This window comes from Streptomyces sp. NPDC006476, assembly GCF_040612015.1.
Classification (GTDB): domain Bacteria; phylum Actinomycetota; class Actinomycetes; order Streptomycetales; family Streptomycetaceae; genus Streptomyces; species Streptomyces griseorubiginosus_B.
In genome coordinates this window covers 20,752-46,356 of record NZ_JBEXPK010000011.1, presented here as the reverse complement: position 1 = coordinate 46,356, position 25,605 = coordinate 20,752, and the positions used below count along the sequence as shown (strand labels likewise).

General features: G+C 70.4%; 20 protein-coding genes and 1 pseudogene. 4 read left to right on the top strand and 17 right to left on the bottom strand.

The features are described 5' to 3' along the window. Positions 1–52: 52 nt before the first annotated feature. Together ABZZ74_RS14400 and ABZZ74_RS14395 are read left to right on the top strand one after the other, a co-directional pair. The gene (locus ABZZ74_RS14400; RefSeq protein ID WP_356764582.1) at positions 53–391 is read left to right on the top strand and encodes a cupin domain-containing protein; all 339 of its coding nucleotides are present in this window, start codon (positions 53–55) and stop codon (positions 389–391) included. 150 nt (positions 392–541) lie between these two features. Further along, positions 542–1,693 carry a S1 family peptidase gene (locus ABZZ74_RS14395; RefSeq protein ID WP_356764580.1) on the top strand — a complete coding sequence of 384 codons (1,152 nt, stop codon included), beginning with the start codon at positions 542–544 and terminating at the stop codon, positions 1,691–1,693. A 22-nt stretch (positions 1,694–1,715) separates the two neighbouring features. On the opposite strand, the gene ABZZ74_RS14390 is transcribed toward ABZZ74_RS14395, so the two are convergent. From ABZZ74_RS14390 to ABZZ74_RS14340, 11 genes are all read right to left on the bottom strand, one after another. Next, positions 1,716–2,216 (bottom strand): cupin domain-containing protein, encoded by a 501-nt coding sequence (locus ABZZ74_RS14390; protein WP_356764578.1) that lies wholly within the window; start codon positions 2,214–2,216, stop codon positions 1,716–1,718. A gap of 44 nt (positions 2,217–2,260) precedes the next feature. Next, on the bottom strand, positions 2,261–2,881 hold the full coding sequence (locus tag ABZZ74_RS14385) for a sarcosine oxidase subunit gamma family protein (protein ID WP_356764576.1): 621 nt from the start codon (positions 2,879–2,881) through the stop codon (positions 2,261–2,263). Then, positions 2,874–6,050 (bottom strand): sarcosine oxidase subunit delta family protein, encoded by a 3,177-nt coding sequence (locus tag ABZZ74_RS14380; protein ID WP_356764574.1) that lies wholly within the window; start codon positions 6,048–6,050, stop codon positions 2,874–2,876. Before ABZZ74_RS14380 ends, ABZZ74_RS14385 begins: the two co-directional genes overlap by 8 nt. A 24-nt stretch (positions 6,051–6,074) precedes the next feature. Next, the gene (locus ABZZ74_RS14375) at positions 6,075–7,307 is read right to left on the bottom strand and encodes a sarcosine oxidase subunit beta family protein (RefSeq protein ID WP_356764572.1); all 1,233 of its coding nucleotides are present in this window, start codon (positions 7,305–7,307) and stop codon (positions 6,075–6,077) included. Continuing rightward, positions 7,304–8,587 carry a serine hydroxymethyltransferase gene (glyA, locus tag ABZZ74_RS14370; RefSeq protein ID WP_356764570.1) on the bottom strand — a complete coding sequence of 428 codons (1,284 nt, stop codon included), beginning with the start codon at positions 8,585–8,587 and terminating at the stop codon, positions 7,304–7,306. Before glyA ends, ABZZ74_RS14375 begins: the two co-directional genes overlap by 4 nt. Then, the gene (locus ABZZ74_RS14365; protein WP_356764568.1) at positions 8,584–9,444 is read right to left on the bottom strand and encodes a bifunctional methylenetetrahydrofolate dehydrogenase/methenyltetrahydrofolate cyclohydrolase; all 861 of its coding nucleotides are present in this window, start codon (positions 9,442–9,444) and stop codon (positions 8,584–8,586) included. Before ABZZ74_RS14365 ends, glyA begins: the two co-directional genes overlap by 4 nt. Before the next feature lie 25 nt (positions 9,445–9,469). Then, a complete protein-coding gene (locus ABZZ74_RS14360; protein ID WP_356764566.1) occupies positions 9,470–11,908 on the bottom strand; it encodes an FAD-dependent oxidoreductase in 2,439 nt (812 codons plus the stop codon). A 216-nt stretch (positions 11,909–12,124) separates the two neighbouring features. Next, positions 12,125–13,096 (bottom strand): ABC transporter substrate-binding protein, encoded by a 972-nt coding sequence (locus ABZZ74_RS14355; protein WP_208781873.1) that lies wholly within the window; start codon positions 13,094–13,096, stop codon positions 12,125–12,127. A gap of 14 nt (positions 13,097–13,110) precedes the next feature. Then, complete coding sequence (locus tag ABZZ74_RS14350; protein WP_356764905.1) at positions 13,111–15,111, bottom strand: ABC transporter permease subunit; 2,001 nt, start codon at positions 15,109–15,111, stop codon at positions 13,111–13,113. Further along, positions 15,111–16,199 carry a glycine betaine/L-proline ABC transporter ATP-binding protein gene (locus tag ABZZ74_RS14345; RefSeq protein ID WP_356764563.1) on the bottom strand — a complete coding sequence of 363 codons (1,089 nt, stop codon included), beginning with the start codon at positions 16,197–16,199 and terminating at the stop codon, positions 15,111–15,113. The genes ABZZ74_RS14350 and ABZZ74_RS14345 overlap by 1 nt, the downstream gene beginning before the upstream one ends. A 20-nt stretch (positions 16,200–16,219) precedes the next feature. After that, positions 16,220–17,689 (bottom strand): aldehyde dehydrogenase family protein, encoded by a 1,470-nt coding sequence (locus tag ABZZ74_RS14340; RefSeq protein ID WP_356764561.1) that lies wholly within the window; start codon positions 17,687–17,689, stop codon positions 16,220–16,222. Between the two features lie 217 nt (positions 17,690–17,906). Here ABZZ74_RS14340 and purU point away from each other — a divergent pair, with 217 nt between their 5' ends. Further along, the gene (gene purU, locus ABZZ74_RS14335; protein ID WP_356764559.1) at positions 17,907–18,779 is read left to right on the top strand and encodes a formyltetrahydrofolate deformylase; all 873 of its coding nucleotides are present in this window, start codon (positions 17,907–17,909) and stop codon (positions 18,777–18,779) included. Between the two features lie 70 nt (positions 18,780–18,849). Here the strand turns inward: purU and ABZZ74_RS14330 are convergent, their stop codons facing one another. The 3 genes and pseudogenes from ABZZ74_RS14330 to ABZZ74_RS14320 form a co-directional block, all read right to left on the bottom strand. Next, on the bottom strand, positions 18,850–19,686 hold the full coding sequence (locus ABZZ74_RS14330) for a 5,10-methylenetetrahydrofolate reductase (protein WP_356764557.1): 837 nt from the start codon (positions 19,684–19,686) through the stop codon (positions 18,850–18,852). 3 nt (positions 19,687–19,689) lie between these two features. Continuing rightward, complete coding sequence (betA, locus tag ABZZ74_RS14325) at positions 19,690–21,360, bottom strand: choline dehydrogenase (RefSeq protein WP_356764555.1); 1,671 nt, start codon at positions 21,358–21,360, stop codon at positions 19,690–19,692. A 119-nt stretch (positions 21,361–21,479) separates the two neighbouring features. Next, positions 21,480–21,578: pseudogene (locus ABZZ74_RS14320) on the bottom strand (DNA-binding response regulator); the annotation flags it as partial. Positions 21,579–22,000: 422 nt separating this feature from the next. On the opposite strand from ABZZ74_RS14320, the gene ABZZ74_RS14315 reads away from it, so the two are divergent. Further along, positions 22,001–22,747 carry an IclR family transcriptional regulator gene (locus tag ABZZ74_RS14315; protein WP_208781884.1) on the top strand — a complete coding sequence of 249 codons (747 nt, stop codon included), beginning with the start codon at positions 22,001–22,003 and terminating at the stop codon, positions 22,745–22,747. Here the strand turns inward: ABZZ74_RS14315 and ABZZ74_RS14310 are convergent. Genes ABZZ74_RS14310 through ABZZ74_RS14300 form a run of 3 tightly spaced genes read right to left on the bottom strand, consistent with a single transcriptional unit; the run spans position 22,735 to position 25,420 of the window. Continuing rightward, a complete protein-coding gene (locus ABZZ74_RS14310) occupies positions 22,735–23,871 on the bottom strand; it encodes an aromatic ring-hydroxylating dioxygenase subunit alpha (protein WP_356764553.1) in 1,137 nt (378 codons plus the stop codon). The two genes, ABZZ74_RS14315 and ABZZ74_RS14310, sit on opposite strands and share 13 nt — an antisense overlap. A 35-nt stretch (positions 23,872–23,906) precedes the next feature. Further along, a complete protein-coding gene (locus ABZZ74_RS14305; RefSeq protein ID WP_356764551.1) occupies positions 23,907–25,061 on the bottom strand; it encodes an FAD-dependent oxidoreductase in 1,155 nt (384 codons plus the stop codon). Beyond that, a complete protein-coding gene (locus ABZZ74_RS14300) occupies positions 25,058–25,420 on the bottom strand; it encodes a bifunctional 3-phenylpropionate/cinnamic acid dioxygenase ferredoxin subunit (protein WP_133045065.1) in 363 nt (120 codons plus the stop codon). The genes ABZZ74_RS14305 and ABZZ74_RS14300 overlap by 4 nt, the downstream gene beginning before the upstream one ends. Positions 25,421–25,605: the final 185 nt, after the last annotated feature.

Below are 25,605 nucleotides of genomic sequence, written 5' to 3'. Positions count from 1 at the left end.
CAAGGCGGGGCACGGGGGCTGAACTGGGTCGACACCATGAGGGGCGGCACCGATGAGCAGACCGCAGTCCGAGTTCCACCGGCCCGTGGCACCTTGGCGGCGACCGCCAGGGGCGAGCGAGGGCGTCTGGGAGCAGGTGCTGGCCGAGGACCCCGGGACCGGTGACGGCACCGTGCTCCAGCGGTACGAGCCGGGTACGGACACGAGCGCGCAGGGCGCCGTCCGGCACGACTACTTCGAGGAGGTGTACATCCTCGACGGCTCCCTCACCGATCTGCGCCTGGGCGAGACCTTCACCGCGGGGATGTACGCGTACCGGCATCCGGGCATGGAGCACGGGCCGTGGACGAGCGCCGAGGGTGTCGTGATGCTGGTGATCCGCAGCCGGTGAGGCGGCCCGGGGAGCCGCTCGCCGTGAATCTGTGATTGGCATGGACCTGTTCATGATCCATGGTTATGCTCGGCCGCGCACGCACTGAGAGCGCTCTCACCGATCTGCTGTTCCACCCCCACATCACTGGAACAACGAAGGGGCACTCCCTTGAGACGCACAACAGCCCTGCGCGCCGCCCTGTCCGCGGCTCTCCTCCTCGGCGGTCTGGCCGGCGCGAGCACCCTGCCCGCCTCCGCCGCCGGCTCCCCCGCACACCGCACCCAGGCACCCGCCTCCACCGCCCTGCTCTCCGCGATGCAGCGCGACCTCGGCCTGACGAAGCGTCAGGCCGAGACGCGGCTGGCCCAGGAGAAGACGGCAACCGCCGTGGAACGCAAGGCGAAGCGGGTCGCCGGCTCCGCCTACGGCGGCTCCTGGTTCGACGCAGCCCGCGGCCGCCTCACCGTCGCAGTCACCCGCGGCGCGAACGCCGACGCGGTCCGTGCGACCGGCGCGGACGTACGCCTCGTCAAGTACAGCGCCCGGCAGCTCGACGCGGCGAAGACCCGCATCGACGCCCTGTCCGCGCCCGCCGGGATCAGTAACTGGTACGTCGATCCCAAGGCCGGCTCGGTCGTCGTGGACGTCGTCTCCGCACACCGCGATGACAACGATGTCCGAACCTTCCTGGCCCGCGCCCGCAAGGCGGGCCCCGTCACGGTACGGCAGACCTCCCACGCCCCGAGCACTCTCGCCGCCGGAACCGTGGGCGGCGACCCCTTCTACACCGGCAACGTCCGCTGTTCCATCGGCTTCTCGGTGTACGGCGGCTTCGTCACCGCCGGGCACTGCGACCAGCACACCGGCGCGGTGTACGGCTGGGACGGCTCGTACGTCGGCAATTTCCAGGGCTCCTCGTTCCCGGACAACGACTACGCCTGGGTGAGCGTCGGCAGCGGCTGGTGGACCGTGCCGGTGGTGCTCGGCTGGGGCACCGTCTCCGACCAGCTCGTCCGCGGCTCGGCCGAGGCCCCGGTCGGCGCCTCCATCTGCCGTTCCGGCTCCACCTCGCACTGGCACTGCGGCACGGTGCTGGCCAAGAACGAGACCGTCAACTACAGCCAGGGCGCGGTGCACGAGATGACGAAGACGAGCGTGTGCGCCGAACCCGGTGACTCCGGCGGCTCGTTCATCAGCGGCGACCAGGCGCAGGGCGTCACCTCGGGCGGCTGGGGCGACTGCACCTCCGGCGGCGAGACCTGGTACCAGCCCGTCAACGAGATCCTCAACCGCTACGGGCTGACCCTGCACACGGCCTGACCCGGCACGCCGGGCCCGTCGCTCAGGTCCGCTCGTCCCGCAGCGCGTACAGCCCCGGGAGGTTGACGACGATCGCCTCCTGGGTGCTGCGGGCGATGACCACCACCGCCTCCTCGGCGGGATCGGGGTTCTCCTCGCGGTGGGGGACGTACGGGGGTACGAAGACGTAGTCGCCCGGGGAGGTACGCAGCCGTACCTCTTCGGGGCGGTCGCCGGTGTCGTCCAGGAAGACGAACTCGGGGTGGCCGCTGACCACGTAGATCGCGGTCTCGGACTCCCCGTGGTGGTGGTCGGAGGAGGCGGTGGCGGGGGCGACGTGGGTCTGCCCCATCCAGAGTTTCTCCGAGCCGACGGTCCTTCCGCTGACCGCGGCGAACCGGCGCATGCCGGTGCTCTGCGCGGTGTCCCCGTCGAGGGCGTCGGCGCGGACGTGGTGCAGACGGGTGCGCGGGGGCGCCGCCGCGGAGGCGTCGTCGAGGTGCGGATGGAAGCCCTCGCCGGGGTTTGTCAGCGGCTCGCTCATGACGAGGACGCTAGTGCATCCCGGCGGCTGTGGCCGGGTGCCGCTCACTCCGGGCTCAGGCCGTGGACGTACTCCGTCGCCGCGTCCAGCAGCCAGTCCGTGAGATAGCCCGCGAAGGAGGAGCGGACCAGCACCCAGAAACCGGTTCCGGGTTCGTCGCGGGCGATCAGGACGACCTGGGTGCGGGCCAGCGTGGTCTGGGCGCAGCGGCCCGGAGTGAAGGCACGCGGGTGGAGGTCGAGGGAGCAGCCGTGGGACAACAGGTCGCGGGCGCGGGGGCCGGCGACGAGGAGGGTCGTGCGCTGGGCGGAGACGTCGGTGACGGACACCGGCTCGTCACCGGCGGCCTCGCGGACGCGGGCCTCCAGGTCCCGTTGGGTGCCGGGCGGCCCCACCAGCAGCCATTCGTCGGGCCCCAGCCACAGCGCGGTCGACTCCCCGGCGCGTACGACCGTGTTGGGCTCCAGGGGGAGCTGGAGGCCCAGGGCGAGACCGACCGCGTCCGCCGCTGCTCCCTTGGCGTCCAGCCGGACGTCGAGCTGGGCCAGGAAGGGGAGTTCGGCCAGCCGGACCGCGCCGCCGGAGGCACGGGTCGCGGCGGCCAGCCGGTCGGCCGCGTGCGACAGGGGGCTGCGCGGCGGGGCGGTGAGTGCGGTGTCAGCCATCTCGACGGGCTCCCTCGGGGTCGTAGAGGACGGGGCCGGCGACGGTCACCGGGAGCAGCCGGTCGCCGACGGGGGCGTAGAGCCGTTCGCCGACGCGTTCGCGCCCGCCCTTGATCAGGGCGAGGGCGAAGGTGCGGCCCAGGGCGGCGCTGCGGTAGCTGGAGGTGACGTGGCCCAGCATGGGCACGGGCGGGGCGGGCAGCACACTGTCGGCGACCAGGTGGGTGCCCTCGGGGAGGAAGGCTGCCGGGTCCTCGGGGAGCAGGCCGACCAGGTGTTTGCGGTCCGGGCGGGTGCTGTCGGCGCGGGCGAAGGAGCGTTTGCCGATGAAGTCGGGCTTCTTCTTCGACACCGCCCAGCCCATGCCGAGGTCCTGCGGGGTGACCGTGCCGTCGGTGTCCTGCCCGATGATCGGGTAGCCCTTCTCGGCGCGCAGGACGTGCATGGTCTCGGTGCCGTACGGGGTGATGCCGTAGGGGGCACCGGCCTCGTACAGCGCCTCCCAGAGGGCGACCGCCGCCCACGGGGACACGTTGATCTCGTAGGCGAGTTCACCGGAGAAGCTGATCCGGCACACCCTGGCCTCGATGCCGGCGACGGTCGTCTCCCGCCAGGCCATGAAGGGGAAGTCGTCGTTGGAGACGGCGAGTTCGGGTGCGAGCGAGCCCAGCACCGCGCGGGACTCCGGGCCCACCAGGGCGACCGTGGCCCACTGCTCGGTGACGGACGTGCAGTGGACGCGCAGCTCCGGCCACTCGGTCTGCAGCCACTCCTCCATCCAGTCCAGTACGGCGGCCGCGTTCCCGGTGGTCGTGGTGACCAGGAAGCGGTCCGGGGCGAGGCGGATGACGGTGCCGTCGTCGAAGACCATGCCGTCCAGGCGGCACATCACGCCGTAGCGGATCATGCCGACCTTCAGGGTGCTCATCATGTTGGTGTAGAGCCGGTCGAGGAAGACGGCCGCGTCCGGGCCCTGGACGTCGATCTTGCCGAGGGTGGAGGCGTCCATGAAGGCGACGCCCTCCCGGGCGGCCGCGCACTCGCGCAAGACCGCCGCCTCCATGTCCTCACCGTCCTGCGGGTAGTACCAGGGCCGCTTCCACTGGCCGACGTTCTCGAACAGGGCGCCGTGCTCAACATGCCACTGATGCAAGGCGGTTGTGCGGATCGGGTCGTGCAGGGCGCCCCGGTCGCGGCCGGCCAGGGCGGCGAAGGAGACGGGGGTGTAGGGGGGACGGAAGGTGGTCGTGCCGAGGGCGGAGACGTCCACGCCGAGCAGTTCGGCGACCACGCCGCTGGCCAGGACCCCGGAGGTCTTGCCCTGGTCGTTCGCGGTTCCTGCCGTCGTGTAGCGCTTGGTGTGCTCGACCGAGCGCATACCGGCCCCTGTCGCCCGCGCCAAGTCGTCGACGGTGACGTCCCGTTGGAGGTCGACGAAGCGGGGGGCACCCTCGCGGCCGGGGACAGTGAAGACCTGCATGGGCGGGGTCGGCCGCGGCTCGGCGGGCACCTGCGGCAGGCGCGGAGTCGCGGGCGTGTGGCCCTCGGCCTCGACGGCGCGGGCTCCGGCGGCCGCGCCCTGCGCGAGGACACCGGTCAGCTGGAAGACACCGCTCGCGCTGCCCGCGACCTCGACGGCCTGACGGCAGGTGTCGGGGACGAACGTCCCGAGTGCCTCGTCGTGGCGGAGCTTGCCGCCCGCCTGGCTGAACAGGTGCGCCACGGGATTCCACCCGCCGGAGACCAGCAGCAGATCGGCGGCGAACTCCCGCTGTTGCGTGGTCTGTCCGTACGGGGTGACGGTCACCGCCGTCAGCCGCGCCTCACCCTCCGTGCCGGTGACCGCGTGCCCGGGCAGCACCTCGATGCCGGCCGCGCGGGCACGCTCCGCCCACTCCCCCGGCTCCGGGCGCGTGTCGACGACCGCCGCGACGGTCACACCGGCCCGGTGCAGGTCCAGGGCCGCCGCGTACGCGCTGTCGTTGGTGGTGAGGACGACCGCATGCCGGCCGGGCAGGACGCCATGACGGTTGACGTACGTGCGCGCGGAGGCGGCCAGCATCACACCGGGGCGGTCGTTGTCGGCGAAGGCGAGGGAGCGCTCGTGGGCGCCGGTGGCGAGGACGACGCGACGGGCGCGGATGCGGTGGACGCGCTCGCGGGAGACGTGCTCCGGGGCGTCGGCCCCGAGGTGGTTGGTGCGGCGCTCGACGGCGAGGAGGTGGTTGTCGTCGTAGTGGCCGAAGACGGTGGTGCGCCGCAGGACACGGATGTCGGGGGCGGCGTCGAGGAGTGCGGCCGTCTCGCCGAGCCAGTCGGGGAGTTCACCCGTGCCGAGGAGACTGCCGCCGAGCTCGGGCCGGTCGTCGGCGAGGATGACGCGGGCGCCGGTACCCGCGGCTGCCGCGGCTGCCGCGAGGCCGGCCGGGCCGGCGCCGACGATCAGCAGATCGCAGTGGTCGTGTACGGCGTCGTAGCGGGCCGGGTCCGGTTCGGTGGCGAGGCGGCCCTGGCCGGGGAGGCTGGTCGCCACCAGGCCGTCGTACAGCTCGACCGTCGTGGCGGGGAGCATCGGCTCGGGGAACGGGGCCTCGATCTGGACGACCGCGTTGGGTTCTTCGGGGCCGGCGGAGAAGATGCCTCGGGGGCGGCCGAGCTTGATGCTGGTGCCGGCCTGGATGACTCCGTTGGCGAGGAGGGCGGAGGCGAGGGTGTCTCCTTCCACGCCCTGGTATTCGGTGCCGTCGAAGGTGAAGGTGAGGGTTCGCTTTTGGGCGCGGGTGCGTGCCGGGGGCTCCGCCGCCAGACCCTCGATCGGCGCGGAAGGGGCCTCGTCCTCAAACTCCCCCAGAGGGGGCACCCCCAGACGGGCTGGGTTGAGTGAGCGTGCCTCCGAAGTCGCCGGTCGCTCCTCCCCTGCCCGGTAGACAGCCAGGATCTCGTTCGTCGACGTGTCCCGTACCGCGTTGAACCAGCGGCGGCAGCCCGCCGCGTGGGACCAGCGTTCCGCGAAGGGGCCCTTGGGGTTGGCACGGAAGAAGAGGTACCTGGCCCACTCCTCGTCGGTGAGGGACGCCGGGTTCTCCGGGTACGGCACATGGGCCTGGCCGCCGTAGTGGAACTCGGCCTCGTCGCGCGGTCCGCACCACGGGCAGGGGATGAGCAGCATGTCGTTCGGCTCCCTTGAGGATCCCTAGTGGGCCACCGCGGCCGCGCCGTGCTCGTCGACGAGCGCGCCGGTGGTGAAACGGTCGAGCGAGAAGGGGGCGTTGAGGGGGTGGGGCGTGTCGTGGGCGATGGTGTGGGCGTACACCCAGCCGACGCCCGGGGTGGCCTTGAAACCGCCCGTGCCCCAGCCGCAGTTGAGGTAGAGGTTGTCCACCGGGGTGAGGCCGACGATCGGTGAGGCGTCGGGGCTGACGTCGACGATGCCGCCCCAGGTGCGCAGGACGTGGGCGCGGGCGAAGACCGGGAACAGCTCCAGCGCCGCGGACATCTGCTCCTCGATGATGTGGAACGCGCCGCGCTGCGTGTAGGAGTTGTACGCGTCGATGCCCGCGCCCATCACCAGCTCGCCCTTGTGCGCCTGGCTGACGTACACGTGGACCGCGTTGGACATGACGACGGTCGGGTGGACCGGCTCCAGCAGTTCCGACACCAGCGCCTGCAACGGGTGGCTCTGGAGCGGGAGTTCGATGCCGGCCATGGCGGCGAGGACGGAGGTGTGCCCCGCCGAGCAGAGCGCCACCTTGCCCGCGGCGATCGGGCCGAGGCTGGTCCGCACGCCCACCACCCGGCCGCCGACCACGTCCAGGCCCGTCACCTCGCAGTTCTGGATGATGTCGATGCCGGCCGCGTCCGCCGAGCGGGCCAGGCCCCAGGCCACGTGGTCGTGCTTGGCGATGCCCGCGCGCGGCTGGTACGTGCCGCCGAGGACCGGGTAGCGCACGTCGGGTGAGGTGTTGACGATCGGGCAGACGTCCTTGACGCCGTCCGCGTCCAGCCACTCCGCGTCGACGCCGTTGAGGCGGTTGGCCTCCACGCGGCGCACGCTGTCGCGGACGTCCTGGAGGCTGTGGGCCAGGTTGAGCACGCCGCGCTGGGAGAAGAGGATCGGGTAGTCCAGCTCCTCGGCCAGGCCCTCCCAGAGCTTGAGGGCGTGCTCGTAGATGCCGGCGCTCTCGTCCCACAGATAGTTGGAGCGGATGATCGTGGTGTTGCGGGCCATGTTGCCGCCGGCCAGCCAGCCCTTCTCCAGCACGGCGACGTTGGTGATGCCGTGGTTTTTCGCCAGGTAGTGGGCGGTGGCCAGGCCGTGTCCGCCGCCGCCGACGATGACGACGTCGTACGAGCGCTTCGGCTCGGGCGTGCGCCACAGCCAGTCGGGGTGTTCGGGGAGCTCGGCGCCGGGGGTGCGGGGGCTCATCGGGCGTCTCCGTTGTCGGACAGGTGCGGGTAGAGCGGGTGTTTGGCGGCCAGCGCCTCGGTGCGGGCGCGCAGGGCGGCCACGTCGGGTTCCGGCTGGAGCGCGAGGGCGATGACGTCCGCCACCTCGGCGAAGTCCTCCTCGGTGAACCCCCGGGTGGCGAGGGCGGGGGTGCCGATGCGCAGGCCCGAGGTGACCATGGGCGGTCGCGGGTCGAAGGGGACGGCGTTGCGGTTGACGGTGATGCCGATCTCGTGGAGCAGGTCCTCGGCCTGGCGGCCGTCCAGCGGGGATTCGCGGAGGTCGACGAGGACCAGGTGGACGTCGGTGCCGCCGGTGAGCACCTTCACGCCCGCGGCCGTCGCGTCCGGTCGTGTCAGACGCTCGGCGAGGATGCGGGCTCCGGCGAGGGTCCTCGTCTGCCGCTCGGCGAACTCCGGTGAGGCGGCGACCTTGAAGGAGACCGCCTTCGCCGCGATGACGTGCTCCAGCGGGCCGCCCTGCATGCCGGGGAACACCGCCGAGTTGATCTTCTTGGCGAGGTCGGCGTCGTTGGTGAGGATGACTCCGCCGCGCGGGCCGCCGAGGGTCTTGTGGGTGGTGGTCGTGGTGACGTGGGCGTGCGGTATGGGGTTCGGGTGCAGGCCCGCCGCGACCAGGCCGGCGAAGTGCGCCATGTCGACCATCAGCAGGGCGCCGACCTCGTCGGCGATCCGGCGGAAGGCCGCGAAGTCCAGGTGCCGGGGGTACGCCGACCAGCCCGCGATGATCATCTTGGGGCGGTGTTCCTTGGCGAGGCGCTCGACCTCGTCCAGGTCGATCAGGTTGTCGGCCTCGGAGACGTGGTAGGGCACGACGTTGAGCATCTTGCCGCTGTAGTTGATGCGCATGCCGTGGGTGAGATGGCCGCCGTGCGCGAGGTCGAGGCCGAGGACGGTGTCGCCGGGCTGCAACAGGGCGAAGAACACGGCGGTGTTGGCCTGGGCGCCGGAGTGCGGCTGGACGTTGGCGAACCCGGCGCCGAAGAGGGACTTGATCCGTTCGATCGCCAACCGCTCGGTGACGTCGACGTGTTCGCAGCCGCCGTAGTAGCGGCGGCCGGGGTAGCCCTCGGCGTACTTGTTGGTGGCGACCGAGCCCTGGGCCTCCATCACGGCGGTGGGTGCGAAGTTCTCGGAGGCGATCATCTCGAGGGTGGACTGCTGGCGGTGCAGCTCGGCCCTCAGGGCCGCGTGGACCTCGGGGTCCAGCTCCGCCAGGGGGGTGTTCAGCGCGTTCATACGGCGTTCGCGTTCCTCTCGGCGGCCTCGACGACGTTGGCGAGCAACATCGCCCGGGTCATGGGGCCCACGCCCCCGGGCATCGGCGCGAGCCATCCGGCGACCGTGGCGGTCTCCGGGTGCACGTCGCCGACCAGCCCGTGCTCGGTGCGGGTGATGCCGACGTCCAGGACGGCCGCGCCGGGGCGCAGCATGTCCTTGGTGATCAGTCCGGGCGAGCCGGCTGCGGCGATGACGATGTCGGCTTCCCGGACATGCCAGGCCAGACCCTTGGTTCCGGTGTGGCAGAGGGTGACGGTGGCGTTCTCGGAACGGCGGGTCAGGAGCAGGCCGATGGGCCGTCCGACGGTGATGCCGCGCCCGATGACGCAGACCCGCGCCCCGGCGATCGGGACGTCGTGGCGGCGCAGCAGTTCGACGATCCCGCGCGGCGTGCACGGCAACGGCGCCTCGGTCCCCAGCACCAGCCGCCCCAGGTTGACGGGATGCAGCCCGTCGGCGTCCTTGGCCGGGTCCATCCGGGCGAGTACCGCATTGGCGTCCAGGTGCGCGGGCAGCGGGAGCTGGACGATGTAGCCGGTGCAGGCGGGGTCGGCGTTGAGCTCGTCGACGACGTCCTCGACCTGCCGCTGGGTGGCGTCGGCGGGCAGGTCCCGCCGGATGGAGGCGATGCCGACCTGGGCGCAGTCCCGGTGCTTGCCGGCGACGTAGGCATGGCTGCCCGGGTCGTCACCGACGAGAACGGTGCCCAGGCCCGGGGGACGGCTCCCGGTGGCGGTCAGTTTCGCCACCCGCTCGGCGAGTTCACGACGGATCTCGGCCGCGGTCGCCTTGCCGTCGAGGAGTTGTGCGGTCACCGGTGGTGCTCCTTGTCCTTGACGGCTAACCACGGAGACGGGACATCGTCGGGTCGAACAACGGCTCCTCGGCGACCACGGCCTCAACCCGCTGGTCGAAATACCCGATGTGCAGCACCGTCCCCGGCGCGGCCAACTCCGTCGGGAGCCAGGCGTACGCGATCCCCTTGCCGATCGTGTAGCCGTAGGCCGCGCTGGTGACGTAACCGACGGCCCGCTCGCCGTCGTACACCGGCTCCTTGCCGAGGACGACCGACCGCGGGTCGTCGACGGTGAGGCAGGTCAGCCTGCGCCCCACGTTGTCCTTGCGGAGCAGCAGCGCCGCCTTGCCGATGAAGTCCGGCTTGTCGAGCTTGACGGCGAAGTCGACGCCCGCCTCGTACGAGTCGTGCTCGTAGGTCATGTCGGTGCCGAAGGACCGGTAGCCCTTCTCCAGACGCAGGCTGTTGAAGGCGCCGCGGCCGGCGATGACGCCGCCCAGCGGTTCGGCCGCCGCCCACAGCGTGTCCCAGAGCTTCTCGCCCAGGTCGGCGGTGGTGTACAGCTCCCAGCCGAGCTCACCGACGTACGACAGGCGCATGGCGGTGACCGGGACGGAGCCGATGTGGGCGCGCTTGGCGCGGAAGTACTTCAGCCCGTCATTGGAGAAGTCCTCGTCCGTCAGCGGCTGCAGGACCTTGCGGGCCAGCGGGCCCCACAGGCCGATGCAGCACGTGCCGGGCGTGATGTCGCGGACCTGGACCGTGCCGTCGGCCGGCAGGTGGCGGGTGAACCAGTCGAGGTCGAGGTTGCCGTTGGCGCCGACCTGGAACAGGTCGCGGGCCAGCCTCGCCACCGTGATGTCGCTGCGAATGCCGCCGTCGTGGTCGAGGAGCAGCGTGTACGTCACCGAGCCGACCGACTTGGCGACCTTGCCGGTGACCAGCCGCTCCAGGAAGTCGGCGGCGCCGGGGCCGGTGACCTCCAGGCGCTTGAGGGCGGTCATGTCGTACAGGGCGACCGTCTCACGGGTGGCCTGGGCCTCGGCGCCGACGATCGGCGACCAGTACCGCGCCGCCCAGTCGTTGGGCGTGGGGATCGAACGGCCTTCCACCAGGCGGGCGTTGGCCTCGTACCACTGCGGCCGCTCCCAGCCGTTCGCCTCCAGGAAGAACGCTCCGTGCTCCTGCTGGCGGGTGTGGAAGGGGCTCTTGCGGATCGGGCGCGGCTTCCCGCTCGGCTGCAGCGGGTGGAGGATGTCGTAGACCTCGACGAAGTTCTGGCAGTCGCGGGCCAGGACGTACTCGGGGGTCAGCTGGTGCGGTTCGAAGCGGTTGACGTCGCACTCGTGCAGGTCGAAGGACGAGCAGTGGCCGTCGACCAGCCACTCGGCCATCGCCCGGCCGACGCCCGCGGAGTGGGTGACCCAGACGGCCTCGGCGACCCAGAAGCCCTTGACGTCCGGGGACTCGCCGAGCAGCGGGAAGTTGTCGGTGGTGAAGGAGAAGAGGCCGTTGATGCCCTCCTCGATCTTGGCGTCCTGAGTCGCGGGGAGCAGGGACTGGGTCTCGGTCCAGGCGGGCGCGAAGTCCTCCTCGGTGAACTTCAGCACCGAGGGCATCTGGTCGGCCGCGTCCACGGAGAGGATGTCGTCCGCCGAGATCGGCATGGGGCGGTGGCCGTAGTAGCCGATGCCGATGCCGTCGAAGCGGTCGCGGTAGTAGAGGTCTGCGTCCTGGTGGCGCAGGATCGGGCGGACCGCCTCCTCGGTCTGACCGGCGAGGGCGGGGACGGGGCCGGTCCAGGCGAGCTGGTGGGCGAGCGGGGTCAGCGGGAGGTTCATGCCGGCCATGCGGGCGATCCTCGGGCCCCAGATGCCGGCGCAGCACACGACGATGTCGGCGTCGAGATCGCCGTGGTCGGTGCGGACGCCGGTGACCTCGCCGTCGGCCTGGAGGACGTCGAGGACCTCGTGGCGGGCGAGGAAGCGTACGCCGCGCTCGGTGGCCCGGCGGATCTGGGCCTCGACCGCGAGGACGGCCTTGGCCAGGCCGTCGGTGGGGACCAGGAGGCCGCCGAGGACCTTGTCACGGTCGACCAGGGGGTGCTGCTCGACGCACTCGTCGGGGGTCAGCAGGCGGGCCTCGACGCCCCAGGCGGTGATCCAGCCGTGGCGGCGGTGCAGTTCCGTGAGGCGCTCGGGGGTGGTGGCCACTTCGAGGCCGCCGACCTGCAGGAAACAGGGCTTGCCGTCGACGTCGAGGGAGCAGAACTTCTCGACGGTGTAGCGGGCCAGCTCGGTCATGGTCTTCGACGAGTTCGTCTGGAAGACCAGGCCGGGAGCGTGCGACGAGGATCCTCCGGTGGCCGGGAGGGGGCCCTGGTCGACCACGGTCACTTCGGTCCAGCCTCGTGCGGAGATCTCGTCCGCGAGGGCCGCACCCACGACGCCCGCTCCGATGATCACCACTCGGGGTCCCGCCATCGCCGCACCTCCGAAATCAAACCGGTCAGTTGCTGCCTACGCAACACGATTCAGGTTGCGCAACTCAGCGTGCCTGTCGCCGGGAGGGGGTGTCAAGGGGTCCGTGACGCCGGAAAACGGCCCGTCACGGGGCCGGAACACGGCAATGCCCGGCGGGCGGTGCGCGCAGCTGCGCGCACCGCCCGCCGGGCAGATCCGACCGGTTCGTGCCGTGGGCTACTTGAGCCAGGCGTCCACCTTGTCCTTGTTGGCGTCGACCCACTTCTTGGCGGCCGCGTCGTCGGACAGCTTGTCCTGGGCGATGTACTTGGCGACCTCGTTCTGGTCGTCGTTCGTCCAGTTGAAGTTCTTCACCAGGTTGTAGGCGGGGCTGCCGGACTTGGCGAACTTGGCGCTGACGATCTTGTTGAGGTTGTAGACGGGGTAGTCGCAGGCGACCTTGGCCGCGTCCGCGTCACAGCCCGTCTTGTACGCGGGCAGACTGACCTTCTTCAGCGGCACCTCGGACAGGAACCACTGCGGCTCGTAGAAGTAGCCGATGACCCACTTCTTGTTCTTCTCGGCGTCGCGGAAGGCCGTGATGAGGGCGGCCTCACTGCCCGCGTAGACCACCTTGAAGTTCAGGTTCAGGTTCTTCACCAGCGCCGCGTCATTGGTGACGTAGGACGGGTCGCCGTCCAGGAGCTGGCCCTTGCCGCCCGACTCGGACGTCTTGAACTTCGCCGCGTACTTGTTGAGGTTCTTGTAGTCGAGGATGTCGGGGTGGGCCTTGGCCAGCCACGGTGGCACGTACCAGCCGATGATGCCCTTGTTGCCGGTCTGGCCGGCGTCCACGGCGGTCTTCTGCTGGTCGATGTACTTCTTCACCAGGTCGGCGTGGCCCCAGTTCTCCAGCACGGCGTCCACCTCGCCGGTGCCGAAGCCCTGCCAGGCGATCTGTTCCTTCAGGTTCTTCTTGTTCACCGTGCAGCCGAGGTTGTGCTGGGCGACGTACGCGACGACCGCCGCGTCGGCCTCGTAACCCACCCAGGGGTTGACCGCGAGGTTGAAGGTGCCGCATTTGCCGGAGCTGCCCGAGCTGCTGCCGGAGCCCGAGGAGGTGTCGCCGACCTTCGCACCTCCGCACGCGGTGAGGGTGAGGCCGAGGACGGCCAGGCCGGCCGCGCCGGCTCGCCAGTGTCTTGCCATGGTGTCCTGCTCCTTTAAGCGCCTGCGCGTCGCGCCGCGGCCTGAGTGATCCGGTCGAACATGACTCCGAGCAGTACGATGGCGAGTCCTGCCGCCAGCCCCTTGCCGTACAGCTCTACCTGCGAGAATCCGGCCACAACGTCGTAGCCGAGGGCTCCTGCTCCTACCAGGCCGCCCACAACAACCATCGACAGCACGTAGATCAGGCCCTGGTTGGTCGCGAGCGTCAGGGCACTGCGTGACATCGGCAGTTGGACCTTGGTGATGATCTGCCAGGTGTTGCACCCGGCGGAGGTGGCCGCCTCCACGGTGGTCTCGGGCACCGCCCGGATCCCGTCCGCGATGATCTTCATGGCCACCGGGGCGCCGTAGACGATCGCGGCGACGATGGCCGTGAAGCGGGTGGCGCCGAACAGTGCGAGGAACGGCACCAGGTAGACGAACGGCGGCATGACCTGGGCCGCGTCCAGGGTGGGCCGGATCATCCGGTCCACCAGCGTGCTGCGGCCCATCCACACGCCGAAGACGACGCCGAGGATCATCACCAGTACCGTCGCGACGATCGTCGACGCGAGCGTGGTCATAGCGTCCGACCACACGCCGGTGGCGACCAGCAGGCCCACGCACACGGCGGTGGTGATCCCGGACTTCCAGCCTCCCAGCACCACGGCGAGGGCGACCAGCACCGCGCCGACCAGCCACCACGGGGAGTCGGTGAGCAGGGTCTGGAACGGGTTGAGCAGGCCGTTGCTGATGCCGTCACGGAAGGCGTTGGTCAGGCCCGACAGGTTGTCCTGCACCCAGGTGGCCGCGGTGTCCGTCGCGCTCGCGATGTGGCTGCCGACGGTGCCGTCGCCGGGGAAGTCGGCCGCCCACAGGTAGGTGTGCGAGAGGTAGATCAGGACCACCGTGACCACGGCACCGGCGCCCAGCAGGGCGGGGCGCCACTTGGTGAAGTCGTGCCTGGCGTTGCGCGCGTTCTCCTCGCGTCCGGCGGCCGCGGTGGTGACCCGGTCCAGCACGATCGCCAGGATCACGATGGCGAGGCCCGCGTTGAAGGCCGTGCCGACGTCGAGCGACTGCAGCGCCTGCAGGACGTTGACGCCGAGGCCCGGCGCGTTGATCAGGGCCGCGATGGTGACCATGGCCAGGGCGGCCATGATGGTCTGGTTCACGCCCATCACCACGGTCCGCTTGGACATCGGCAGCAGGACCTTCAGCAGCGACTGACGTCGCGTGGCACCGAGGGAGTCGGCCGCCTCGACGGTCGTCTTCGACACATTGCGGATGGCGTGCGCCGTGATGCGGATCGTCGGCGGGGCCGCGTAGACAACGGTGGCGATGGTGGCCGACGCACCGCCGATGAGGAAGAACAGGGTCAGCGGCGCCAGGTAGACGAAGGTCGGCATCGTCTGCATGAAGTCCAGGAACGGCGTGATGAACCGGTTGAACCGGTCCGAGAGTCCGGCCCACACCCCGAGGGGGATCGCGAAGAGCAGGGCCACGAACACCGCGCACAGGATGAGCGCCAGCGTGTCCATGCTCTCCTGCCACAGGCCCTGCAGCCCGAGGAAGGTGAAGCCGGCCACGGCCAGCAGGGCGACCTTCCAGTTGCCCAGGGCCCAGGAGACGAATCCGGCGAGGCCGACGACACCGAGCCAGCCGATCTGCGGGACCGGGCGGGCCCCGGACGGCTGGGAGATCAGGTGCTGGACGAAGGTCGCCAGGTTGTCGATGACCAGCCGGATCTCGTTGAAGAAGTACAGAAAGAGCGGGTTGGAGTTGCGGTTGGCGCCGATGGAGTCGTTGAGGTCGTTGATCCAGCGGTGCAGGTCGGTGAGATCGGCCACCGCCAGGGACAGGGTCTGCTTGCCGCGCAGGACGGCGAAGAGCACCAGCCAGACGACGAGGATCGCTGCGATGACCACGGGCCGGCCGACCTTGCGCACGCTCCTGGCGGGCGCGGCCGGGGGCGCGGCCTCTGTCGTCTCCGGTTTCTCCATGGCGACGGTCATCACGCGCCGCCTTCCTGCCCGGCGACGACCGACAGGATCTCCTCGTCGCCGACGATGCCGAGCAGCTTGCCGTTCTCGACGACCTTGACCGGCTTGTCGGCAGCCAGGACGGCCCGGGTGGCCTCCTTGACCACGACGTCCGGGCCCAGCTCGGGGCCGTCGAGTTCGTCGCCGTCCTCCGGGGCGCGCATGATCCAGCGCAGGGTGAGGACGTCTCCGCGCGGCACGTCCTTGACGAACTCGCGCACGTAGTCGTCGGCGGGGGCGCCCACCAGCTCGTCGCCGGTGCCGCACTGGACCATCTTCCCGTCCCGCATGATGAGGATGCGGTCGCCCAGCTTGAGCGCCTCGGAGAGGTCGTGGGTGATGAACACCATGGTCTTGCCGACCTCGTGGTGCAGCCGGATGACCTCGTTCTGCATGTCGCGCCGGATCAGCGGGTCCAGCGCGGAGAAGGGCTCGTCGAAGAAGAGGACGTCCGGGTCGCCCGCCAACGCCCGCGCCAGACCGACGCGCTGTTGCATACCGCCGGAGAGCTGGTCCGGGTACGACCTCTCGTAACCCGCGAGACCGACCAGTTCCACGACCTCCAGGGCGCGCTTGGTGCGCTCTGCCCTGCTCATGCCGCGGATCTCCAGGCCGAAGGCCACGTTGTCGACGACCCGGCGGTGCGGCAGCAGCCCGAAGTGCTGGAAGACCATGGAGAACTTGCGGCGCCGCAGGTCCCGCAGCCGGGCCGCGTCCGCCTCCCGGATGTCCTGGCCCTCGAAGACGACCTCACCTGTGGTGGGTTCGATCAGCCGGGTCAGACAGCGCACCAGGGTGGACTTGCCGGAGCCGGACAGGCCCATGACGACGAAGACCTCGCCGGGCGCCACGTCGAAGCTGACGTCGCGCACGGCGGCGGTGCATCCGGTGCGGTCCATCAGCTCCCGGCGGGAGAGACCGCACAGCTCCTCGGACTCCGGCACCTTCTCGGCCTTGGGTCCGAACACCTTCCACAGCCTGCGCACGGATATGACCGGAGTGCCGTCCGAGTCCTGGGGCGTGCCGCGCCGCTGCGGCACCTCGGTCTGTGTTGGGGTCACGATCGACCTCTTTTCGGCGTTCAGCCGCGGAACCAGTGCTGCGGCCGGGGTTGGATGTTCTGCCAGACATGCTTGGGCTCTCGGTACTCGTTCAGGCCGGTCGGTCCCAGCTCCCGGCCCACGCCCGAATGCCCGAAACCACCCCACTCCGCCTGCGGCACATAGGGGTGGTAGTCGTTGATCCACACGGTGCCGTGGCGCAGCCGCCGGGCCAGGCGCTGGGCCTTGCCGGCGTCCTGGGTCCAGACGGCGCCGGCGAGGCCGTACTCGGTGTCGTTGGCGATACGGACGGCGTCGTCCTCGTCGGTGAAGCGTTCCACCGTGAGCACGGGTCCGAAGGACTCCTCGTGCACCACCCGCATGTCCTGCGTGCACTCGTCGAGGACGGTCGGCGGGTAGTAGTGGCCGCCCGCGAGGGCCGGGTCGTCGGGCCGGGCGCCGCCGCAGCGCAGTACGGCGCCCTCCGCCAGGCCCGCCGCGACGTACGCCTCGACCTTCGCCAGGTGCTGCGCGGAGATCAGCGCGCCCGTCTCGGCGTCGGGGTCGAACGGGCCGCCGAGGCGGATCTGCCGGGCCCGGCGGACGACCTCGTCGACGAAGCGGTCGTGCAGCGAGTCCTCGACGATCAGCCGGGCGCCGGCCGAGCAGACCTGCCCGGAGTGCAGGAAGACCGCGGTCAGGGCGAAGTCGACGGCGGTGTCGAAGTCGGCGTCGGCGAAGACGACGTTGGGGTTCTTGCCGCCCAGTTCGAGAGCGACCTTCTTCACGGTCGCGGCGGCGGTCGCCATGATGTGCCGGCCGGTGTTCAGGCCGCCGGTGAAGGAGACCATGTCGACGGCCGGGTGCTCGGAGAGGGGCGCGCCCACCTCCGGGCCCGCGCCCAGCACGAGATTGGCGACGCCCGCGGGCAGTCCCGCCTCCTGAAGCGCCTTCATCAGCAGGATGGAGGTCGAGGGGGTGAGCTCGCTGGGCTTGAGGATGATCGTGTTGCCGGCCAGCAGAGCCGGGGCGACCTTCCAACTGGCCTGCAGCAGCGGGTAGTTCCAGGGAGTGATCAGTCCGCACACGCCGACCGGCTCATAGACGACGCGGCTCACGGCGTCGCCGCGGCCGGTGTCGATCACGCGGCCGGCGTCGGTGCCGCCGAGGCCGCCGTAGTAGCGGAAGCAGGAGACGACGTCGGCGATGTCGTACTCGCTCTCCACCAGGCGTTTGCCGGTGTCCAGCGACTCGGCGCGGGCGAACTCCTTGGCGTCGCGCTCGATGATGTCTGCGGTGCGCAGCAGCAGGGCGCCGCGGTCGCGCTCGGGGGTGTGCGGCCAGGGGCCCTCGTCGAAGGCGCGGCGGGCCGCGGCGATCGCCGCCTCGGTGTCGGCACGGGTGCCCTCCGATACGGTCGCGGCGAGCGTGCCGTCGGCGGGACATCGGATCTCGCGGCGGCCGCCGGCCACCGGCTCCCGCCATTCACCGTCCAGATACAGGTCTGCCACGCGCCAGCCCTTCAACCGAAATCGTTGCGCATTGTGCATCCAATTGCTTGTGGTGGAACACCCTGGCGAATGTGCAGACATACGTCAAGAGGTTCGCCGATGACGATTTAGCACGGGCCCGACCGGCCCCTTGTCTCTTGACCGAAGGCCCCTTCCGCTTGGAGCATGTTGCGTATCGCTCACCAAGTTGTGCATTACGCACCAGCGGAGGCCGCCCATGTCCCCTCGTCCCCAGCCCGGCCGTGAGTACGTCCTCACCCTCTCGTGTCCCGACAGCGCGGGCCTGGTCCATGCCGTGAGCGGGTTTCTCGTCCGCAACTCCGGCAACATCCTGGAGAGCCAGCAGTTCGACGACCGGCTCCAGGGCCGTTTCTTCATGAGGGTCCACTTCGATGTTTCCGATCCGAGCGTCGGACTGGAACATCTGCGTTACCGGTTCGGACCCGTCGCCGAGGCCCACCACATCTCCTGGACGCTGCGGGACGCCGCCACCCCGACCCGGACGCTGATCATGGTGTCCAAGTTCGGGCACTGCCTGAACGACCTGCTCTTCCGCAAGCGCACCGGCGCCCTGAACATCGAGATCCCGGCGATCGTCTCCAACCACCGCGACTTCGAGAGCCTGGCGGAGACCTACGGCGTCCCCTTCCACCACGTCCCGGTCACCAGGGACACCAAGCCCGAGGCCGAGGCACGGCTTCTTGAGCTGGTGCGCGAGCTGGACGTGGACCTCGTGGTCCTGGCCCGCTACATGCAGATCCTCTCCGACGACCTGTGCAAGCAACTCGAAGGCCGCGCCATCAACATCCACCACTCCTTCCTCCCCAGCTTCAAGGGCGCCCGCCCCTACGAGCAGGCCTACGACCGGGGTGTGAAGCTGGTCGGCGCGACGGCACACTACGTCACGTCGGACCTGGACGAGGGCCAGATCATCGAGCAGGACGTGGTCCGCGTGGACCACTCCCTCGACCCCGGCGAACTGGTCACGGTCGGCCGTGACGTCGAGGCACAGGTCCTGGCGCACGCCGTGAAGTGGCACAGCGAGAGCCGCGTGATGGTCGACGGCAACCGCACGGTGGTCTTCCGCTGAGCGGGAGACGGACGACACAGCCGAGGGGCGGGCCGGAGACACCGGCCCGCCCCTTCGTCGTATACGTCGATCAGCGGCCCAGGCGGTCCAGCAGGGCCCGGCGCCAGGCCTCCGTCTCGGCGATCTGGTTGAAGGTGAACACATGCAGGCCCGCCACGCCCGCCGACGGCGCGGTCAGGGCCTGCTCGCAGCGCTCCAGCAGTCTCTGCGGCGAGTAGCCGCCGGGGGCGGCCAAGCGCAGGAACCACGACGCGTGCTTGGTCAGGAAACGGGTCGACTCCCCCACACCGATCTTCGTGGCCATCGCGAGCAGCTTCGCGCGCTGCACGGGACCGGCGACACCGACGTACAGGGGCAGGGTGACGTCCCGGCGCCGCACCCGCGCGATCCACTCCCCCAGCACCCGCGGGTCGAAGCAGAGGTTGCTCACGATGTAGGTGGCGTGCTCGCGCTTGTCCCACATGGACTGGATGGTGACGTCGTCGTGGATGAGGGGATGGCTCTCCGGGTATCCGGTGATCCCACGGTGCGCGAAGGGGCTGCCCAGCTCGCTCAGCGCCCGCAGCACCGGCAGCGCGCCGTCGTACACCCCGGCCGGCGGATCCGCGTCGCCGGCCGGCACGAACACGTCGTCCACGCCGGCCTCGCGCAGCCGGCCCGCGACCTCCTTGAGGTGCACCTCGTCCCGCAGCAGCCGTGCCGGGACGTGCGGGACGACACGGTAGCCGTGCCCGGCGAGCCTCTCCGTGAGGGCGAGGGTCGGCTCCAGGCCCTTGACCGGCGAGGCCGTCACCGTGACGACGACGTCACGCGGGACATGGGCCAGGACCTTCTCCTCGGTCGCCCGGGCGGGCAGCACCTCGTAGCGGACGCTGCCGAGCAGCGCCCCGAGCCCCGTGGCGGCCAAGGCCTACCCCGCCTGCTTCTGGGCGTCGCGGTGGCGGTAGTACGCGGCCTGCGACGGAGCCAGCGGTTCCTTGCCCAGGATCAGGTCGGCGGCCTTCTCGGCGACCATCATCACCGGCGCGTAGATGTTGCCGTTGGTGACGTACGGCATCACGGAGGCGTCGACGACGCGCAGCCCCTCGACGCCGTGCACCCGCATGCTGGCCGGGTCGACGACGGCCATGTCGTCCGTGCCCATCTTGCAGGTGCAGGACGGGTGCAGGGCGGTCTCGCCCTCCTTGGCGACCCAGGCGAGGATCTCCTCGTCCGACTCCACCTTCGGTCCCGGCGAGATCTCACCGCCGTTGTAGGGGGCGAGCGCGGGCTGGTTGAGGATCCGGCGGGCGACCCGGATCGCCTCGACCCATTCGCGGCGGTCCTGCTCGGTGGAGAGGTAGTTGAAGCGCAGGGCCGGATGCTCGCGCGGGTCCCTGCTCTTGATCTTCACCGAACCGATGGCGTCGGAGTACATGGGCCCGACGTGCACCTGGTAGCCGTGACCGCCGGCCGGTGAGGAGCCGTCGTAGCGGACGGCGATCGGCAGGAAGTGGAACATCAGGTTGGGGTAGTCGACGTCCTCGTTGCTGCGGGCGAAGCCGCCGGCCTCGAAGTGGTTGGTCGCCGCCGGTCCCTTCCTGAACAGCCACTGCAGCCCGATGAAGGGGGCGCGCCACTTCGCCATGTACGGCTGCATGGAGACGGGCTGCTTGCAGGCGTACTGGACGTAGACCTCGAGGTGGTCCTGCATGTTCTCGCCGACGCCCGGCAGATCGTGGACGACGTCGATGCCGAGGGCGCTCAGTTCCGCCGCGTTGCCGACACCGGAGAGCTGGAGCAGCTGCGGCGAGTTGATCGCGCCGCCGCACAGGATCACTTCCTTGGCGCGGACCTGCTGCAGGGCGCCCCTGCCGTGCTGGTACTCGACGCCGACGGCGCGCTTGCCCTCGAACAGGACGCGGGTGACGAGGGTCCGGGTCCTGACGGTGAGGTTGGGGCGCTTCCGGACGGGTTTGAGGTACGCCTTCGAGGCCGACAGCCGGCGTCCGCGGTGGACGTTGCGGTCGAACTTGGCGAAGCCTTCCTGCCGGTAGCCGTTGACGTCGTCGGTCGGGGCGTAACCGGCCTCCTCGGTGGCCTTCTGGAAGGCGGTGAAGAGCGGGTTGGTGGCGGGACCGCGCTCCAGGACGAGGGGACCGTCGTGGCCGCGGAACTCGTCGTCCGGGTCGGCGGCAAGACAGTTCTCCATGCGCTTGAAGTAGGGCAGACAGTGCGCGTAGTCCCAGGTCTCCATCCCGGGGTCGGCGGCCCAGCGCTCGTAGTCCATGGGGTTGCCGCGCTGGAAGATCATGCCGTTGATGCTGCTGGAGCCGCCGAGTACCTTGCCGCGGGCGTGGTAGACGCGGCGTCCGCCCATGTGCGGCTCGGGCTCGGACTCGTACTTCCAGTCGTAGAACCGGCTGCCGATCGGGTAGGTCAGGGCCGCGGGCATGTGGATGAAGACGTCCCACGGGTAGTCGGACCGGCCGGCCTCCAGCACCAGCACCCGGTTGCCCGGGTCCGCGGAGAGCCTGTTCGCCAGTGCGCTGCCTGCCGAACCGCCGCCGACGATGACGAAGTCGTACTGCAGGGGAGCCATGGTGCCTCGTCTCGCTCGCGCCGTCGATACGCGAGGCATGCTAATACGTGTAGCGCTATACGCACTAGGTTGCGTGGCGCGCAACTTGAGACCACGCTCACACCGGCCGCGGATCCCGGTCAGCCTCTTAATGCCGACGTTTCCGGGCGGACCAGACCGGTCTGGTAGGCGATGACGACGAGTTGAGCACGGTCGCGGGCGCCGAGCTTGGTCAGGGACGGCCGCCGCCGAGATACCGGCGATCTCGGCGACACCGCCCGGACCACCGCCGCCGTCCATCGCGGAGCCGCCGGTCCCGACGGTCAGGCCCGCCTCGCGCGCCCGGTCGGCCGCCTTCTCCACCACCGTACGGCTGGCGTCGGTGACCTCGTCGGACGCCACCTTGAAGCTGACGATCGTATACGCCGTCGAGCCGTTCCTGCTGACCGCCCGTGAGGTGGGTTGTAGCCACGTCAGGGAACCCCACATCCGTTCGCGATTGCCCCTTCAGCCTCGCCGCGGAGGGCAGTACGCGCGGACAGCCCGGATCAGGCCTGGTCAGGGTCGTAAGGCCCGACACGCTGTACCGTACTGCGCGTATAGTTTCGCTGTGAGCAACCACAGCCAAGACACCGAAACGTCAAATTCGCAGGCCGGCGGGGTGCAGTCGGTCGATCGAGCCATCAGCGTCCTCGAGATCCTGGCCCACCGTGGGGAGGCCGGCGTCAGTGAGGTGGCCGCCGAGATCGACGTTCACAAGTCCACCGCGTTCCGGCTGCTCGGTGCCCTGGAGGCGCGGGGTCTGGTGGAGCAGGCCGGCGAGCGCGGCAAGTACCGGCTCGGCTTCGGCATCGTGCGGCTGGCCGGCGCGGTCACCGGACGCCTCGACATCACCCAGCAGGGCCGCCCGGTCTGTGAGCGTCTCGCCGAGGAGATCGGCGAGACCATCAACATCGCGGTGATGCAGGAGCACTTCGCGATCAACCTCTACCAGGTGCGCGGCCCGGCGGCCGTCGCCGCGCACAACTGGGTCGGCGAGCTGACCCCGCTGCACGCCACCTCCAGCGGCAAGATCCTCCTCGCCCACCTGCCCACCAAGGAGCGCGCGGCGCTGCTTGCCGAGGCCGGGCTGAAGAAGGTCACCCCGCACACCATCACCGCGAAGGCGAAGCTGGAGAAGAACCTCGCCGACGCGCGGGAGCACGGCTACGCCTTCACCCTGGAGGAGTTGGAGATCGGCCTGCACGCCATGGCCGCCCCGATCCGCAACCAGGACGGCGAGGTCATCGCGGCACTCAGCGCCTCGGGGCCGTCGTACCGCTTCACCGAGGAGCGGCTGCACGAACTGGCCCCGGTGCTGCTCAAGGGCGCCGAGGAGATCAGTCACCGCATGGGCTACCTGGGCTGAGTCACCGTACCCAGCCGCTCGTTGACCCAGTCGTGGAAGGCGCCGATGTGGTGCTCGCTGGGCACCAGCACGCCTCCCTTGGCGTACATCCGGGAGTGCATGCCCGGCTGGGTGCGCTCGCACGCCTCGAAGTCCTGCCGGTTGACCCGGTCGAAGAGTTCCACGGAGCGGCTGACGTCCTTGCCGCTGTCGACGACGTGCGGGAGGTAGAGCCAGTCGCACTCGACGATCGTGCGGTCGACGGCCACCGGGTACATGCGGTGGAAGATGACGTGGTCGGGGACGAGGTTGATGAAGACCTGCGGCTTGACGGTGATCGCGTAGTAGCGGCGGTCCTGCTCCTCCGCGACCCCCGGTATGCGCTCCAGGCCCTCGCCGCCGTCGACGGTGAAGCCCTGGATCTCCTCACCGAACTCGGCGCCGTGCCCGACGTAGTACTGGGCGGCGTAGCCGTCGGCGAACTCGGGCAGCACCTCGGTCAGTTCGGGGTGGATCGTGGCGCAGTGGTAGCACTCCATGAAGTTCTCGATGATGAGCTTCCAGTTCGCCTTCACGTCGTAGACGATGCGCCGGCCGACCGAGAGGTTGTCGATGTCGTAGTGGTCGATGGACTCGACGTCGCCGAGCCGTTCGACCACGGCGCCCATGACGTCCTCCTCGAAGGAGGGCGGGTTCTCCGCGAGGCACACCCACACATAGCCCAGCCATTCGCGCACGGCGACGCTCACCAGGCCGTACTCGGTGCGGCCCACGTCGGGCATCTTGGTGAGGTTGGGAGCGGCGACGAGCTTGCCGTTCAGGTCGTACGTCCAGGCGTGGTACGGGCATTGGAAGGCCCGCTTGACCTCGCCGGTCTCCTCGGTGCAGAGCCTGGCCCCGCGGTGCCGGCAGACGTTGAAGTACGCGCGGATCGAGTTGTCCCGGGCGCGGGTGACGAGGATGCTCTCGCGGCCCACGTCGACGGTGCGAAAGGCGCCCGGCTTGGCCAGCTCGGAGGCGCGCGCCACGCAGAACCACATGGTCTCGAAGATGCGCTCCTGCTCCTGGGCGAAGATCCCGGGGTCCGTATAGGAGGAGCCGGGCAGGGTGGCGATCAGGCTGTCCGGCAGGCTGGTCGAGGTCACGGTGCACTCCTCGGGAAACGTCGTGGAGGGGTCATTCACGCGGCGAGCTGTTTGCGCAGGCGGGTGAACAGGCGCGGCTGGTTCATCCCGAGCACGGCGACGGGCAGGCCCGAACGCCGGTAGACGGCGAGGACGTTGCGGTCCTCGGCGGCGCCTTCCTCGATGGTCACGCTGTCGGCGCCGGCCGCGTGACCGGCGAACTGGATCTTTATGCCGTACTGGTCGGACCAGAAGTACGGCGGCCGGGGCACCCCCGGTTCCACCGCGCCGCCCGCGAGCAGCGTGGCAATGGCGGCGCCGGGCCGCTCCCGGGCGCCGGTCCAGTGCTCGACGCGGCGGTGCAGGCCCGCACGCGGGTCGTACCAGTTGGCGCAGTCCCCGACCGCGACCACACCGGCCAGGCTGGTGCGGCCGTCCGCACCGCACTTGACGCCGTTGTCGAGGTCGACGCCGGATCCCGCCAGCCACTCGACGCAGGGGCGTGCCCCCACGCCGACGACCACGATGTCGGCGGGGATCGTCCGGCCGTCCTCCAGCAGGACCGCGTCGACACGCTTCTCGCCGCCCAGCCCCTTCACACCGACCCCGCACAGCAGTCGTACACCGTGGTCGGCGTGGAGGGCGGAGACGAGGGCGCCCATGGTCTCGCCCAGGGGGCCGGCCAGCGGTGTCGGAGCCGCTTCGACCACCGTCACCTCCAGGCCGAGGGCGCGGGCGGTGGAGGCGACCTCGGCGCCGATGAAGCCGCCGCCGATCACCACCAGCCGTCCGCCGCGGGCGAGTTCGGCGCGCAGGGCGCGGGCGTCGTCCAGGGTGCGCAGGGTGTGCACCCCGGCCAGCCCCTCGGAGCCGGGCAGGGTGCGGGCGGCGGCGCCGGTCGCGATGACGACGCCGTCGGCGCGCACCTCCCGTCCGTCGGCGAGGCGCACGGCACGGTCGCGGGCGTCGAGGCCGACGGCACGGGCACCGAGCAGCCATTCGGCCCCCAGGTCCTCGTCGTCGGTCTCCAGCACCAGGTCCGCCTCGCCGAGGGTGCCGGCCAGGAACTCCTTGGACAACGGGGGCCTGTCGTACGGGCGGTGGAACTCCTCGCCGACGATGACGAGCCGCCCGTCGTAGCCCTGCCCCCGCAGCGAGCGCGCCGCCGACAGTCCCGCCAGCGACGCGCCCACCACGGCCACGGTCCTCACGCGGGACCTCCGGCCAGCCGCGAGGCGACGCAGGGCGGCAGGTTGGGGGCGTCCGTGGACACCCGCACGTAGATCATCCCGTCCTCGACCACGACCTCGTGCGTACGCACCGGGAGCTTGGCCGGCGGGGCGTCGACGGCGCCGGTGCGCAGGTCGAACTTCGAGGCGTGCAGCGGGCATTCCACCTCGCAGCCCTCCAGCCAGCCGTCGGCGAGCGAGGCGTCCTGGTGGGTGCAGGTGTCGTCGATGGCGAAGACCTCGCCGTCGTCGGTGTGGAACACCGAGACCGGCGGATCGATGTCGAGCCGGAAGGCCTCGCCTCGCGGAAGATCCGCGAGACGGCACGCGGGAATCATCATGACACCTCGGTGCGTATAGCGAAACGGATTGCGGTAAGCGCAACATCAGTCTGAGGTCGCCCCAGAACCCTTGTCAAGGAGTTCAGAGGCCTTGTCGACCCCCGCCGTTTGTTGCTCTTCATGCAACAGATGTCACAATAGGCAACAACTTCAAGGCAGGGGTCGACCTGTCGATCGGGACGTCC